A 12,591-nucleotide genomic window follows, 5' to 3' on the forward strand; every position below is an offset into this window, starting at 1 on the left:
GATGGCAGCCTGTCCTCATTGTCTTAAACAAATTGAAATTCATGAAGAAAACTTTGGAACATTATTTCAGTGCCCATATTGTCATACTGAGTTTTTCGTGGATTTCAATGGCCTTCCTGAGCACTCAAAAGAACCTTCATTAGAGGCAACAGCGCCTCCACCAATGGAGATTCCCGAGCATGAAGAAATTCCAGGGCATGAAGAAATTCTCAATCCTATAGAGCTGACACAAGAGCTGACACAAGATTTGGCACAAGAACCATCAATAGATATTGTTGGAGGTCAGGAACAAAAGAATCTTTTTTTTGAGGAGATTTTGGCTTTTGGGAATGATTCTAAAAATCATGAAACTGTGCTTTCATTTGACGTAACCATTGAAGATATTGATTTGCCAGAGCAGAAAAGAGACCTGATCGAATTGCTTGAGGATAAGAGATTGGGATTAGATATAGATGAAATTAAATCCAAGTTAAATTCGGGTAAACTGAAAATTGAAAATTTTCCGGCAGCCAAAGCGATTGTTTTGATACAAAGAATCCAGGGGCTTTCGTTGACGGTGTATTGGAGTCAAAATGTTGCAATTCATTAAAAGTTTATTTTGGATAAAACTCATGGGCTGCCTCATTTTTTTTCAAAATGTAGGTTTTGCTAATGAATCTAAAAATGAACCAGAGGTTGCGGCAGAATCCAGCGAAGATAAGGAACAACAAGAACGAACAAAGGAATGGCTTGATTTAACGACTCAAATTGGCGCTTTGAAAACAAAAATGAGCACCCAAGAGGAAAACATCAAAGAATTAATCAAGAAAAAAAATCACTCTAAAAACAAAGAAGAAATTCAAAATGCAGTCAACAATTTATTAAAAGAACATGCGGAATTAAAAAAGATCGAAGAACAGTATTTTGAAAAAACACAATTATTGAAATACAGATATCCGGATGTAGGCATTACTAAGCAGAGAAAATATGAAAGAGTTAAAACCAAATCTCTTGAGGACTACGAACAGATGATCAGTCTTGAATCAGAAATTAAAAAGACCGTAATTAAAATGAAAGAACACTACGGGGTTAAAGAAATTGAAGAGCCAAAAACTAAAGAAATAAAAAACATTGATGATATGGAAGAAAAAAATAATCTCTCTCAACCGGTGACTATAAGGAAGTAAGGGTCTGCAACCAAGTTCTATATCTTATTATGTTATAGGTCCTAACTATTGAATTGGTTCAAAATCGGGTAAATACTCAACCCTGTCTTGACGTTTCACTTTTTGTTCAAATTTCAAATAGTCCAAATACGCGTTCTTTGAGGCCTCTTCTTTGGCTTTCGTTTTTAAATCAATTTCAGTGTTGATTTGATCATTTTTAGCATCGATGGCTTCGGGAATGAGAGTGGGTTGAGGTAATTTTTTATCACCAAAATAGACGACCAGACCATCCTTAAAATGAACTTCTTTTTGAATTCTTTGCTCTTGATTATAAAATAAATAATACCAACGATCTTCTCCGCCCATTCTCGTCATATTCCGTGGAGAGCCTAATTTGTCTATAACTTGGTGTTTATCATAGCCTACCTTGAGAGAATCGAATTCCTTTACCATATTTGTTTGGCAAGAAATGATAAGAAAACTTCCAAAAAGAAATACCAATCTTAAAAGCTTCATAATCCACCCTCCGTTAATGGTATCGGAATATGTAAAAAAAGTAGAAGGATATTAGTAAAACGTATTATATTGAGACATCTTTTGATTTTACAAATAATTCAAAACCGACTAGATTCATTTCCTATGAAAAAGAAATCTCTCATCGAGATTCAAAACGAAATCCAAACAAGCATAGAGACGCCGAATTCCGCAGGTTCACGGGTCAAAATACTTGCCGTTTCAAAAAAACAGAGTGTTGAAGCGATCACTCAACTGTATCAACAAGGGCAAAACCTTTTTGGGGAAAATTATGTTCAAGAAGCCCTAGAGAAAATGGATCAAATAAAATTTCCGGTAGCTTGGCACTTTATAGGCCATCTTCAAAGTAATAAAGTGAAAGACGTTGTTGGGAAGTTCGAGCTGATTCATTCTGTGGACTCATTAAAACTGGCTCAGAAAATTGATAAAAGAGCCAAAGAATTAAAATTAACACAAAAAATTTTAGTTGAAGTGAATGTAGGTCAAGAAAATTCTAAATCTGGTTTTTCTATAGAAAGACTAAAGACAGAATGGCCACAGCTTATTCAATTAGAGAATATTGCTTTACATGGTCTAATGTGTCTACCTCCCCAAGAAGAAGACCCGAAAAAAACAGAAATTCATTTTCAAAAAACAGCAAATCTTTTAGATGAATTAAAAGAGATCATGAAACAGCATCAAATCGATCGAAGAGAACGCCATCTTATGAACGAGTTATCTATGGGTACCAGCAGTGATTTTATTCTGGCTTTAAAACACAAAGCGACTATTATTAGACTAGGAACAATCCTTTTTGGGGAAAGAAAATAAGATGTTGTATAATAAAGCTACCACTGTGGGTTTTATAGGTTGTGGAAATATGGCCCAAGCTATCATTAAGGGATTAGTGGATAATAAAGTCATGTCTCCGTCCAAGATTTATGCCAGCAATCGATCTGCTGGAAAACTGCAAAAATTAAAAGAAACCTATCTTATTCAAGTATGTAACACTAATGAAGAGCTCATTGAAAAAGCTGAAATAGTTATTTTAGCAATGAAACCACAGGACATGTTATTGGCCGTTGAATCTATTGCTAGTATTTTTAGCGAAAAACAAATTGTCATGAGTTTAGCTGCTGGGGTGACGATGAACACGTTAAAAAAACAATTACCCCAATGTCGGATAGTTCGACTCATGCCGAATACGCCAACCCTTATTGGTAAAGGATTAATTGGCTATTTAGCTGAAGAAAATTCAAATAATTATTTAGAAACGTTAGTTGATGATTTGTTTAGTTCCCTTGGGAAGATTGTTCAGTTGAAAGATGAATCACAGTTAGAGTCCTTTATGGTGGCTTGTTCTAGTGGAACGGGATTTGTTTACGAATTTATGATGTATTGGCAGGATTGGTTGCAAGAACACGATTTTGATGAAGATCTTGCCAAGGTATTAACGTTAGAAACCTTTCTAGGGGCCGCTCAATTAGCCGAAAAAAATCTAAATATCTCTATTGAAGAGTTACAAAATCGAGTGACTTCGAAAAAAGGAGTCACCTTTGCGGGTCTTGAATCTATCAGAGAACAAGAGATAGAAAGATCTTTGCGTGTTGCCTTCGAAAAGGCCGCACTTAAAAATCAAGAAATGGCTAGAACACTCAAATGATTCCTAATAAGATAAAAACTGGACTTAGAGTTATTATAAGGATTTTTTATTTCCTCAGTATTGTTACCGTCTACTTATCAAGCGCTTATATAATCCATTATACGACGAAGGATCCCAAGTTGAGAAAAAAGAAATTTTCTCAAAACGCAGGAATATACACAACCTTGGTTTGTAAACTTTTTAATATCAAAATTGAAGTTATTCAACCTTTGTCATTCCATGATGCTGGCTTGATTGTTGGTAATCACATGGGCTTTATTGATATTTTAGTCATGCATTCTTTGACGAAGGCGCTATTTGTAACTTCCTATGAAATGAGAGAAACTCCGGTATTGGGTTTAATTACAGAGATGTCAGGTTGCTTGTTTGTTGAAAGAAGAAATAAATCAAACATTTTAAGTGAATTAAAAAATATCATTGATGCTCTGAATGATGATTTCAATGTGACACTTTATCCAGAAGCGACGTCTCATAATGGCGAAGAAATTTTACCATTTAAGCGAACCCTAATGACATCAGCTGCGGCTGCAGGAAAACCCATATTGCCCTATTGTTTTAATTTTAAATCAATTAATGGAGAGCCATTTAGTTTAAAATACCGTGACCATGTTTGCTGGTATGGAGATATGGGATTTTTTTCATCTTTTTTGAAATCAATTAGTTTAGAAGAAATTGTAACCGAGGTCACTTTTCTAGAGCCTTATTATCCAAAAATGGAACAAGAACGAGCCGAAGTCGCCAATGAAGTTCGCAGAAGAATCGTTAAGCATTTTAGACCAGCTACTGCGCTCTGATTTCATCCATGAGTGCCTTGTGTAAAAGCATTAAGTCGTTGCTGGTTTGAGCAAGTCTTTTAATTAATGATTGCGCAATTTTTTTAAATAGAGGCAAACCAATATGAGGGTTTATTATACAAAGAGCATCAAAGTTTTCTTTGTTCAAGACAAGACAATCTGAATTCATTTCACAAAGGATAGAAGCACTCCTCACTTCATTTTCTATGAGACCGCCTTCGCCAAATGAAGGGTAAGAACTGGAATCTAAATAAGCTACATTAAAATCTTCACCATCAATCGTCGTTTTATGGACACTAAGCTTGCCACTAAGCAAAACAAAGAATTCACTTCCGGGACTTCCTTGTTTGGTGATGGCCTCTCCTTTAAGAAAGGTTTTTTTTTCCATAATTAAAGAAACTTTTTCAATTGCTCCTTCAATGGTCACGATATCACTAAAAAAAGAAACTTTCTTTAGAATTTCTGAATAATCATTTTTCGAGGACATAATCACCTCTTTTTTTGATCACAATAGCCATGGAATCTTCACCAATAACATAATTTGGATCAGGATTAAATAATGGGAAATTAAAACGAATATTCTTAACACTTTGTAAGTTTTTAACTAACTCTTGTACATTGGGAGTAAACTGAGCTTTCTTTAAGGCATTTTCTTTTGCTTTATGGCTGTTTCCGGAGTTTTCCAGAATTCCAAGTAAATTCATTTTTGGGTTTAGAGCTTCAAATTTGACTCGAAAATCGCTGTAATTTAATTTTACCATCTCTGCGGGAATGATTTCAGTTGAAAGCATTGAGTTTGAGTGGGGATCTAACAAGTCATGAAAAATATTAGTGACCCCCAGTCCGGTAGAAGCCATGGCAAGAAGCAGCCTTGAATAATCTCGGCTATAAATAATTTCATGTACTTGAGCTAATTTAAGATATTGATCCATTTGACTATCCAGGATCTCTGCCACCACAGGGATTCCCTTGGCAATATTATTGAGTGTCATCGCTGTCATTATGGTTCTGGCATCAGCTTCCGTGCGCGTGGGCACGACTCCTTTAGGCCCGACGGTGGCGTCCGCTAAGATTAAAATTTTAAATGCCTTTTCGGGAGCACTCCGTTTTAAGACCTCTGCCGAAAAGAAATCACCTCGAATATGCTTAATTTTATTTAATTTTGGATACTCATGTAAATTTTCAATCTCTTCATCAGACACATTGTTAACCAAGACGATCTTATCGCTTTTTACCTGTGGATTTGATTCCAAAATATGTAAAAGCAAGGTATGCATTTCATTTTTCCATCCACAGATAACAAAATGTTGATTTAAAGCTGCTGTTTCCACAAGGCCCTTCCTATCTCTGATTGCTTTTTCTAAAAATACAGAAGAAATTTTTGCAGTCACCACGCCAATACCGGCAACTCCGCCAATCATCATCAATCCAGCCCAAAAACGACCTTCTGGAGTTACGGGGTAACGATCACCATAACCAATAGTTAAAATGGTGACGATGCCCCACCAAAGTCCATCCACATAACTGGTGATATTGGAGCCTTGTGTGCCCACTTCGTAATGAGAAACAACGGCAGGAATGATAAGCCACATACATACGACAAAGCTAAGGCTCGCGATAAAAGGGCTATTACTTAGAGTGGATATTATTTTTTTGTACACGATAAAGATATTGGAAGATATTCAATGTCGTTAATCAAATCTTTTTTTGTACGGTCTGGAAAATGGTGCCAAAAATATTTTCATTTTGATGATTATACATTGAAATTTCAATGGTATCACCGAGTTTCATAAATGGAGTCGTGATTTTTCCAACTTCTATTTGTTCGATCATTCTTTTTTCAGCAAGACAGCTTGAGCCTTTGTCATGATTTTCATTTGAAACGGTTCCACTACCTATGACAGATCCAGCCGCCAGATTTCTTGTTCTTGCAGCGTGGGAGATTAACTCACCAAAATGAAAGTGCATTTCTCCAGCATTGGCACAACCAAACTTTTTTTGATTGTAGGTGACAGTTAAAGGTAGATGAACACGGCCATCACGCCAAGCGGGCCCCAGTTCTTCTGGGGTGACAGCCACTGGGGAAAGTGCCGAGGCAGGTTTACTTTGGAAGAATCCAAAGCCTTGGGCCAGTTCTTCAGGGATCAATCCACGCAAAGAAACATCATTTATTAGTAAGATGAGCTTAATATGTTTTAGTGCTCCTTGAGGATCAATTCCCATAGGAACATCATCAACGATGACACCCACTTCGCCCTCAAAATCAGTACCATGGGAAAAATCGATTTGATCAATCATTCCTTTAGGTTTTAAAAATTCACCACATTCCCCTTGGTACATTAATGGAACCGTGGAAAGAGTTTCAGGTAAGGGGGCATTTCTGGCCTTACGAACTAATTTGACATGATAAATAAATGAAGAACCATCAGCAAACAACCACGTTCTGGGCAAGGCAGAAAGAAAATCAGTTGTTGCATAATCAAAGGTATCGTTAAGTTTATTTTCATTCAAAGCAGCATACTTTTTTTCCAATAGAGGAGAATAAGCATTCCAATTCTCTAGTGCCACTCGTAAACAAGGAGCAATTTCAGTTGCTAAAACGACTTTAGTTAAATAACGGGAAACCAATACCAACAACCCGTCTTTAGCATTTGGATCTTGAAAATTTGGATTTTTAATTGATCCTAGTTTCAAAGGCTACTCCATGGTAAACAAAAGATTTACACCCACGGAACGATAGGATTTCAAATCTTTTGCAACATCACCAAACTGTTCAAAATAAAGATTCAATCCAACGTCAGGCATGAACTTAAAAGTCACTCCTAATTGTAGCGGCGTCACAAAAGATTTTACATCGACAATATCCATGACAGATTTCTGACTTGAAGATTTATCTAAATTTAATGAGATAGCCGTTCCTAAATAGATTCCCATCGAATCTTCAAATTTAAGCATAAACCCAATAGGAATATCAAAATAAGTAAATGCCATGCTTGTCGAACTTAAGCTGGTATCATTTGTGATTTTAAGTGGTCTTTGTGTGTAAAACAAACCAGATCGGATGGCTACCTTTTCGGTTAGATCAAAAAAACCGACGGCTCCTAATTGATAACCTACTTGAGAAGAAGTAGAATAGCCCGCAGTCGTATCTCCAGACTGTTGTCTGAATCCACCCTCAATACCAAAACCAAGGGCCTGGGAATTTGATTGAAAAAATAAACAACATGTGAAAATTGGAAGAATCAAAGAAGTGTAAAAATTGAGTTTCATACTTTTATCCTTTTTCCTTGTTAGAGTCTCCGTATCCTATCGTGATATTTAGCGCTCATCAACTCAAGCCCTTAGTCCTGACTCAACTGCTCTTTGGATTTATTAAGTGCCCAAATCGGGTTTAAGGAAAGTTCATTAATTAATGGAGTTATTGAAAACCTAGAATCTTCAAATCGAATATGATGTTCACCCAATTTCCCTCGGGCTATCAGGGCAATAAATAGGAAGGAAACAAACAAAAAAGGAAGGGTTTTAAATCGATGCCACGAGGGAGAGGGAAGAAGAGAAAAACTGAGGAGGCTAGTAAACACAGTGACTAAAATAAGGTGAAAGGATTGAAATTCTGAAAGATAGTGATAATGCCAATAGCTCGGATAAATATTTAAATCCCACAGAGATTGATAATCTTCCCATCTCATCCAATAGGGAATCCCAAAGCCACTGTTTGTGATGATGAAAGGAAGGTTGAAATAATAAACGGCAAAAGTGAGCAAATATAAAATAGCGATATAAAAGTATCCCATCGAAAAAAATAAATCAATTAGTCGCGATCTATTTAAAAACAAGCTTAAAATGAGAATAACATAAATAGGCATTACAAAAAAACCCAGCACACACAGATCAAAACGTATCCCCCAAATAAACATTTGAAACACTTCATAATATGAAAAACTAATATTGGTGAAAACAAGGTTCAAAAATAAATAAACCCGAAAAAAGAAAAACAACAACAAGAGTCCAAGAAGTAATACGATAGACTTCGAGAAAAAATTAAAAGCCAATTTTTTTCTCTGTCCTGACTCGTTGAGCATAATATTTTCTTCTTTCTTTTTTCATAAATTCAGAGATTTAATTCCATTGTGGGAAAGATCATTTTACATAATTATTTCAGAAGTTCTACCTCTTACAGGGTGCGCCTGGTTCTACACTTAAAAAATTTGGAATTTGTTTATAAACCAGTACATTTATTAAATAATGGTGGCGAACAAAATCAAGAGTCCTATAAAAAGATAAATCCCATGGGTGAGGTTCCAACTTTGGAATACAAAGGTCTTGTCCTTGGTCAGTCAATGGCGATAATTGAATTTCTTGAGGAAGAATTCCCTAGTCCGGCCTTACTGCCAAAGAGCTTGCAGCAAAAAGCAAAGATAAGACAATTTTGCGAAAATATTAATTCATTTTTGCATCCTATATCGAACTTAAAAATGCTTCAATATCTAGAAAGCAAACATCAGTACAATCAAGCTCAAAAAGAAGAGTGGATTTCCTATTGGTATCCAAAGGGTCTTTCTGCTTTAGAATTATCGATTAAACAAAATGCCAAACAATATTGTTTTGGTGACCAGCTAACTTTTGCAGACTGTTTTTTGGTGCCTTTGGTTTTTACAGCCTTAAGATTTAATGTCGACTTAAATAATTATCCTGGTATTTTAAAAATAAACGAAAATTGTTTGCAATTAGAGGCTTTTAAAAAAGCCCACCCTTCAAATCAAATCGATACACATTAATGAAAAGTGTGGTTGCCCCTAAGGGGAGTTCACGTTACTAGATCTCTTTCTTGAGAATAGTTTTTACCAAGGAATTAGAATTTTTAATTCGACGAGTAAGTGTATGCATTAGGGCTTTGGCCCAAGCTGGTTTGGAAAACAACACGGTGTCTAGTTTTCCAATGGGAATCTCAATAAGTTCACAATCAGTAACTGCTTGAACTGAAGCCGAACGTTTCTCGTGATTAAAATAGGCCATTTCACCAACAAACTCACCTGAAGTAATTTGGGCAATGTCTTTTCTTTTAGATTCTGAGTCTAAAAAAACATCCAGAGTACCAGATTTTAAAATAAAGACACTTTGAGCAATGTCGCCTTCATTGAATAAAATATCTTTAGGCCCTAAAAAATGAAGTTTGTATTCTGAGTTATCTGACTGAGCCACAAAGTTGAGGGCGCGAGTGAGATTCGAAACAATTTGATCCTCCGAGTTTGGATTTCTCAAAAACTGGACTTGGCCAGTGACAACCTGATCAACAAAAAGCTCGTTGTCAGGAATTTCGCTTACGATAATAAAAGCAATATTTTTTCCGAACTCTTTAGAAAGCAGAAACTCAACAAGCTCAAACCCAGTTTTCTTTGGCAAAAGACCTTCAAGAATACAAATATGAGGAGGAAAGCTCTCTATTTTAAATAAGGCTTCTGAGCCGTCTTCAGCAAAGAAGAGAGTTGTCTTTTTTATATGGTTTTCAATAGCACTTGCAATTGACGATTTAATAGCCGGGTTTGCAAAGGCTAAAGTAAAGGTGCGTCTTTCATCAAGAGAAATCATCCAAACTCCTTCTATGGTTCAACGTACAGTTCAACCAATTACTCAAATAAAACTCAAATAAGAGTTCAACTTAGATCTTAACCTTGATCCTAATTTAGAGTTCAACAATCATATTAAAAACCATTTGGTGAATCTTACTATCTTTTGAGTCTAAACAAAAATAACCCGTTCTTTCAAATTGATAACGAGTTTCTTGATTAGCCAATTTCAAACTAGACTCAAGTTTAGCTTTGTGAATTATTTGTAATGAGTTTTGTGCTAGGTTGGATTTAAAATCAGAGCCCTCCTCTGTAACCTCTGGATTTGAAGTTCTGAAAAGGCGGCCGTAGAGACGGATCTCTGCTTCTATACAATCAGTTGCTGAAACCCAATGGATGATGCCCTTAATTTTTTTACCTTCCGCAGTTGGTTTACCGCCCAAGGTAACTGGATCGTACTCACATTTTAATTCAATCACTTCCCCAAGATTATTTTTTATGACTTCGTTGCATTTAATTACATAAGCATTTCTTAATCGAACTTGATTTCCAGGGGCGAGTCTAAAAAAATCAGCAGAAGGATTTTCCATAAAATCTGATTTTTCAATAAAAAGCTCTTTAGTAAAAACGAGGTTTCTTTTACCTAGCTCTTCTTTTTTTGGATGAATGGAGGCTTTGATTTCTTCATTTTTTCCTTCGGGATAGTTGGTGATTGTCACTTTCAGCGGGTGAAGAACAGCCATAGCTCTATGTGAAACAGAGTCTAAATCTTCTTTCACACAGGCTTCTAAGATTTCAAAATCGATTAAACTTTCCGCTTTCGCAACGCCAATTCTTTTTGCAAAGGATCGTATAGATTCAGGCGTGTATCCACGGCGACGCATTCCCGAGATTGTTGGCATGCGAGGGTCATCCCATCCAGAGACAAGGCCTTCTTTAACAAGTTGTAATAGTTTTCTTTTGCTCATCACAAGATAGGTCATGTTAAGTCTTGCAAATTCATACTGACGTGGCTTTGCTGGAACAGGAATATTGTCGATACACCAATCATAAAACGGGCGATGATCTTGAAATTCTAAGGTACAAATAGAATGGGTAATGTGTTCAATAGCATCACTCAAAGGATGAGCAAAGTCGTACATTGGATAAATACACCATTTTGTTCCCGTTCGATGGTGAGCTACCTTTTTAATTCTATAAAGTAACGGATCACGCATATTCATATTAGGAGATTTCATATCGATCTTAGCTCTTAAAGTGCATGCGCCCTCCTCAAACTCGCCATTTTTCATTCGACGAAAGAGATTCAGGTTTTCATCCACAGACCTATTTCGAAAGGGTGAGTCCTTTCCTGGAGTATTAAAGTCGCCACGATAGGCTCGGAGTTCTGACTCGTTTAAATCGCAGACATAAGCTTTATGATCTTTGATTAATTGTTCCGCCCATAAATAAATAGTTTCGAAATAATCAGAAGCAAAATATTCGTGTTTCCCCCATTCGAAACCGAGCCATCTCGCATCTGCTTTTATTGATTCTATGTATTCTGTATCTTCTGTTTCAGGATTTGTATCATCAAAACGTAAGTGACAACGGCCTTTGTATTCTTGAGCTAAGCCAAAATTTAAACAAATTGATTTCGCATGGCCTACATGCAAATATCCATTTGGTTCAGGAGGAAAACGAGTAACAACCTGGCCTTGATGAGTGCTGTTGGCAATGTCTTTTTCAATTATTTGTTTTAAAAAATTAGGGGCCTCTGGGGTAGGCGAATGACTCATAATTATCCTTAATCCACTAAAAAGTGTTACACTTTGAGACGTGGGCTTAAATTAATAATAAAAAAAAGGTAGACTGTTCTTAAATAACTTATATGAGAAGTGTTTCAAAATCACTCATAAAGTTATAAAACGATGCCAGGATATAGAGGAAACATTGAGATATAAGCCTATTATTTTGATTACTGGTTCCAGCTCAGGTCTAGGTTTTGCTTTGTCAGAACTTCTTTATAATTGCGATCAATACCGTGTTGCCATCACCGCAAGAAAATTTTCACAAGTAAAACTGCGAGATCGATTTATTGAAAAAGACAATTTCAAAATTTTTGATTTAGATATAGTTCAGGAAAAATCCAGGAAAAAGTGTTTAAAGGAAATTCGAGAGCTTTGGGGAGATGTGGATATCTTAATCAATAATGCCGGAATTTGTTTCAGGTCTGTTGTTGAACATATGACTGAAGAAGACGAGCAACTTCAAATGAAAACAAATTATTTTGGTCCTCTTGCTTTGATCAGAGATATTGTTCCAAGCATGAGAGAGAAAGGCCGAGGAAAAATCATTAATGTTTCAAGCGTTAGTGGAATGATAGCCATGCCAACGATGTCAAGCTACTCAGCCTCAAAGCATGCGCTTGAAGGAGCTAGCGAGGCCTTGTGGTATGAAATGAAGCCTTATGGAATCAATGTCTCTTTGATTCAGCCGGGATTCATTAAATCCAATTCTTTCCAGAATGTTTATTATACTTCAAATTCCAATCCTGATAATTTAGATCCTGAATCTCCATATAGTGACTACTATCTTTCTATGGGGCCTTTTGTTGAAAAATTAATGAATATGTCGCTTACAAAGCCAGAAGCTATTGCCCAGAAAATTTTAGGTGTTATTCAAAAAGAACGTCCACCACTGTGGGTTCCCGTTACCTTAGATGCGGTTATCTTTTATTATTTAAGAAAGATAATCCCCAGAAGATGGTTGATGCCCTTGTTGTTTTTATTTTTGCCAAAATCAAATATTTGGGCCCTTCGACACACGCTCAGGCGTGATAAGATCGGACACACAAATCGAAAAAACAAAGCCTCTTAGTGGTAGGCAGGGGCTCACAGCATATCATTAAATTTTCTTCCCCAAATTAG

15 protein-coding genes are annotated in these 12,591 nt (G+C 36.2%); 7 read left to right on the forward strand and 8 right to left on the reverse strand.

Annotation, left to right across the window (positions count from 1 at the left end; all coding sequences use genetic code 11):
• Position 1 precedes the first annotated feature (1 nt).
• Positions 2 to 589 carry a hypothetical protein gene (locus tag J0M15_01580; protein ID MBN8535718.1) on the forward strand — a complete coding sequence of 196 codons (588 nt, stop codon included), beginning with the start codon at positions 2 to 4 and terminating at the stop codon, positions 587 to 589.
• Positions 573 to 1,166, forward strand: coding sequence for a hypothetical protein (locus J0M15_01585; GenBank protein MBN8535719.1), 594 nt, complete (start codon positions 573 to 575; stop codon positions 1,164 to 1,166). The genes J0M15_01580 and J0M15_01585 overlap by 17 nt, the downstream gene beginning before the upstream one ends.
• Before the next feature lie 45 nt (positions 1,167 to 1,211).
• On the opposite strand, the gene bamE is transcribed toward J0M15_01585, so the two are convergent.
• Positions 1,212 to 1,661 (reverse strand): outer membrane protein assembly factor BamE, encoded by a 450-nt coding sequence (bamE, locus tag J0M15_01590; GenBank protein ID MBN8535720.1) that lies wholly within the window; start codon positions 1,659 to 1,661, stop codon positions 1,212 to 1,214.
• Between the two features lie 123 nt (positions 1,662 to 1,784).
• Between bamE and J0M15_01595 the strand changes: the two genes are divergently transcribed.
• The 3 genes from J0M15_01595 to J0M15_01605 all read left to right on the forward strand — a co-directional run bounded on the left by J0M15_01595 (position 1,785) and on the right by J0M15_01605 (position 4,115).
• Positions 1,785 to 2,489 carry a YggS family pyridoxal phosphate-dependent enzyme gene (locus J0M15_01595; GenBank protein ID MBN8535721.1) on the forward strand — a complete coding sequence of 235 codons (705 nt, stop codon included), beginning with the start codon at positions 1,785 to 1,787 and terminating at the stop codon, positions 2,487 to 2,489.
• Between the two features lies 1 nt (position 2,490).
• Positions 2,491 to 3,321, forward strand: a complete 831-nt coding sequence (locus J0M15_01600; protein ID MBN8535722.1) for a pyrroline-5-carboxylate reductase — start codon at positions 2,491 to 2,493, stop codon at positions 3,319 to 3,321.
• Positions 3,322 to 3,440: 119 nt separating this feature from the next.
• Positions 3,441 to 4,115, forward strand: a complete 675-nt coding sequence (locus J0M15_01605) for a 1-acyl-sn-glycerol-3-phosphate acyltransferase (GenBank protein ID MBN8535723.1) — start codon at positions 3,441 to 3,443, stop codon at positions 4,113 to 4,115.
• On the opposite strand, the gene J0M15_01610 is transcribed toward J0M15_01605, so the two are convergent.
• From J0M15_01610 to J0M15_01630, 5 genes are all read right to left on the reverse strand, one after another.
• A complete protein-coding gene (locus J0M15_01610) occupies positions 4,102 to 4,602 on the reverse strand; it encodes a cyclic nucleotide-binding domain-containing protein (protein ID MBN8535724.1) in 501 nt (166 codons plus the stop codon). The genes J0M15_01605 and J0M15_01610 overlap by 14 nt on opposite strands.
• Positions 4,586 to 5,707 carry an NAD-binding protein gene (locus J0M15_01615; GenBank protein ID MBN8535725.1) on the reverse strand — a complete coding sequence of 374 codons (1,122 nt, stop codon included), beginning with the start codon at positions 5,705 to 5,707 and terminating at the stop codon, positions 4,586 to 4,588. The genes J0M15_01610 and J0M15_01615 overlap by 17 nt, the downstream gene beginning before the upstream one ends.
• Before the next feature lie 103 nt (positions 5,708 to 5,810).
• Complete coding sequence (locus J0M15_01620) at positions 5,811 to 6,809, reverse strand: fumarylacetoacetate hydrolase family protein (GenBank protein ID MBN8535726.1); 999 nt, start codon at positions 6,807 to 6,809, stop codon at positions 5,811 to 5,813.
• 3 nt (positions 6,810 to 6,812) lie between these two features.
• A complete protein-coding gene (locus J0M15_01625; protein ID MBN8535727.1) occupies positions 6,813 to 7,385 on the reverse strand; it encodes a PorT family protein in 573 nt (190 codons plus the stop codon).
• Positions 7,386 to 7,456: 71 nt separating this feature from the next.
• The gene (locus J0M15_01630) at positions 7,457 to 8,032 is read right to left on the reverse strand and encodes a hypothetical protein (protein ID MBN8535728.1); all 576 of its coding nucleotides are present in this window, start codon (positions 8,030 to 8,032) and stop codon (positions 7,457 to 7,459) included.
• Between the two features lie 222 nt (positions 8,033 to 8,254).
• On the opposite strand from J0M15_01630, the gene maiA reads away from it, so the two are divergent.
• Positions 8,255 to 8,893 carry a maleylacetoacetate isomerase gene (gene maiA, locus J0M15_01635; protein ID MBN8535729.1) on the forward strand — a complete coding sequence of 213 codons (639 nt, stop codon included), beginning with the start codon at positions 8,255 to 8,257 and terminating at the stop codon, positions 8,891 to 8,893.
• A gap of 37 nt (positions 8,894 to 8,930) precedes the next feature.
• On the opposite strand, the gene J0M15_01640 is transcribed toward maiA, so the two are convergent.
• Complete coding sequence (locus J0M15_01640) at positions 8,931 to 9,704, reverse strand: cyclic nucleotide-binding domain-containing protein (protein ID MBN8535730.1); 774 nt, start codon at positions 9,702 to 9,704, stop codon at positions 8,931 to 8,933.
• A gap of 94 nt (positions 9,705 to 9,798) precedes the next feature.
• Positions 9,799 to 11,460 carry a glutamine--tRNA ligase/YqeY domain fusion protein gene (locus J0M15_01645; GenBank protein MBN8535731.1) on the reverse strand — a complete coding sequence of 554 codons (1,662 nt, stop codon included), beginning with the start codon at positions 11,458 to 11,460 and terminating at the stop codon, positions 9,799 to 9,801.
• A gap of 124 nt (positions 11,461 to 11,584) precedes the next feature.
• Here J0M15_01645 and J0M15_01650 point away from each other — a divergent pair, with 124 nt between their 5' ends.
• Positions 11,585 to 12,541, forward strand: coding sequence for an SDR family oxidoreductase (locus J0M15_01650; protein MBN8535732.1), 957 nt, complete (start codon positions 11,585 to 11,587; stop codon positions 12,539 to 12,541).
• Positions 12,542 to 12,591 lie beyond the last annotated feature (50 nt).

The organism is Deltaproteobacteria bacterium, assembly GCA_017302835.1.
GTDB lineage: Bacteria > Bdellovibrionota > Bdellovibrionia > Bdellovibrionales > Bdellovibrionaceae > UBA2316.

Coding starts and splice junctions, on each gene's coding strand:
- J0M15_01580 (MBN8535718.1), top strand. CDS start 2: ATGGCAGCCTGTCCTCATTGTCTTAAACAAATTGAAATTCATGAAGAA.
- J0M15_01585 (MBN8535719.1), top strand. CDS start 573: ATGTTGCAATTCATTAAAAGTTTATTTTGGATAAAACTCATGGGCTGC.
- bamE (MBN8535720.1), bottom strand. CDS start 1,661: ATGAAGCTTTTAAGATTGGTATTTCTTTTTGGAAGTTTTCTTATCATT.
- J0M15_01595 (MBN8535721.1), top strand. CDS start 1,785: ATGAAAAAGAAATCTCTCATCGAGATTCAAAACGAAATCCAAACAAGC.
- J0M15_01600 (MBN8535722.1), top strand. CDS start 2,491: ATGTTGTATAATAAAGCTACCACTGTGGGTTTTATAGGTTGTGGAAAT.
- J0M15_01610 (MBN8535724.1), bottom strand. CDS start 4,602: ATGTCCTCGAAAAATGATTATTCAGAAATTCTAAAGAAAGTTTCTTTT.
- J0M15_01615 (MBN8535725.1), bottom strand. CDS start 5,707: ATGTGGCTTATCATTCCTGCCGTTGTTTCTCATTACGAAGTGGGCACA.
- J0M15_01625 (MBN8535727.1), bottom strand. CDS start 7,385: ATGAAACTCAATTTTTACACTTCTTTGATTCTTCCAATTTTCACATGT.
- J0M15_01630 (MBN8535728.1), bottom strand. CDS start 8,032: ATGTTTATTTGGGGGATACGTTTTGATCTGTGTGTGCTGGGTTTTTTT.
- J0M15_01640 (MBN8535730.1), bottom strand. CDS start 9,704: ATGATTTCTCTTGATGAAAGACGCACCTTTACTTTAGCCTTTGCAAAC.
- J0M15_01645 (MBN8535731.1), bottom strand. CDS start 11,460: ATGAGTCATTCGCCTACCCCAGAGGCCCCTAATTTTTTAAAACAAATA.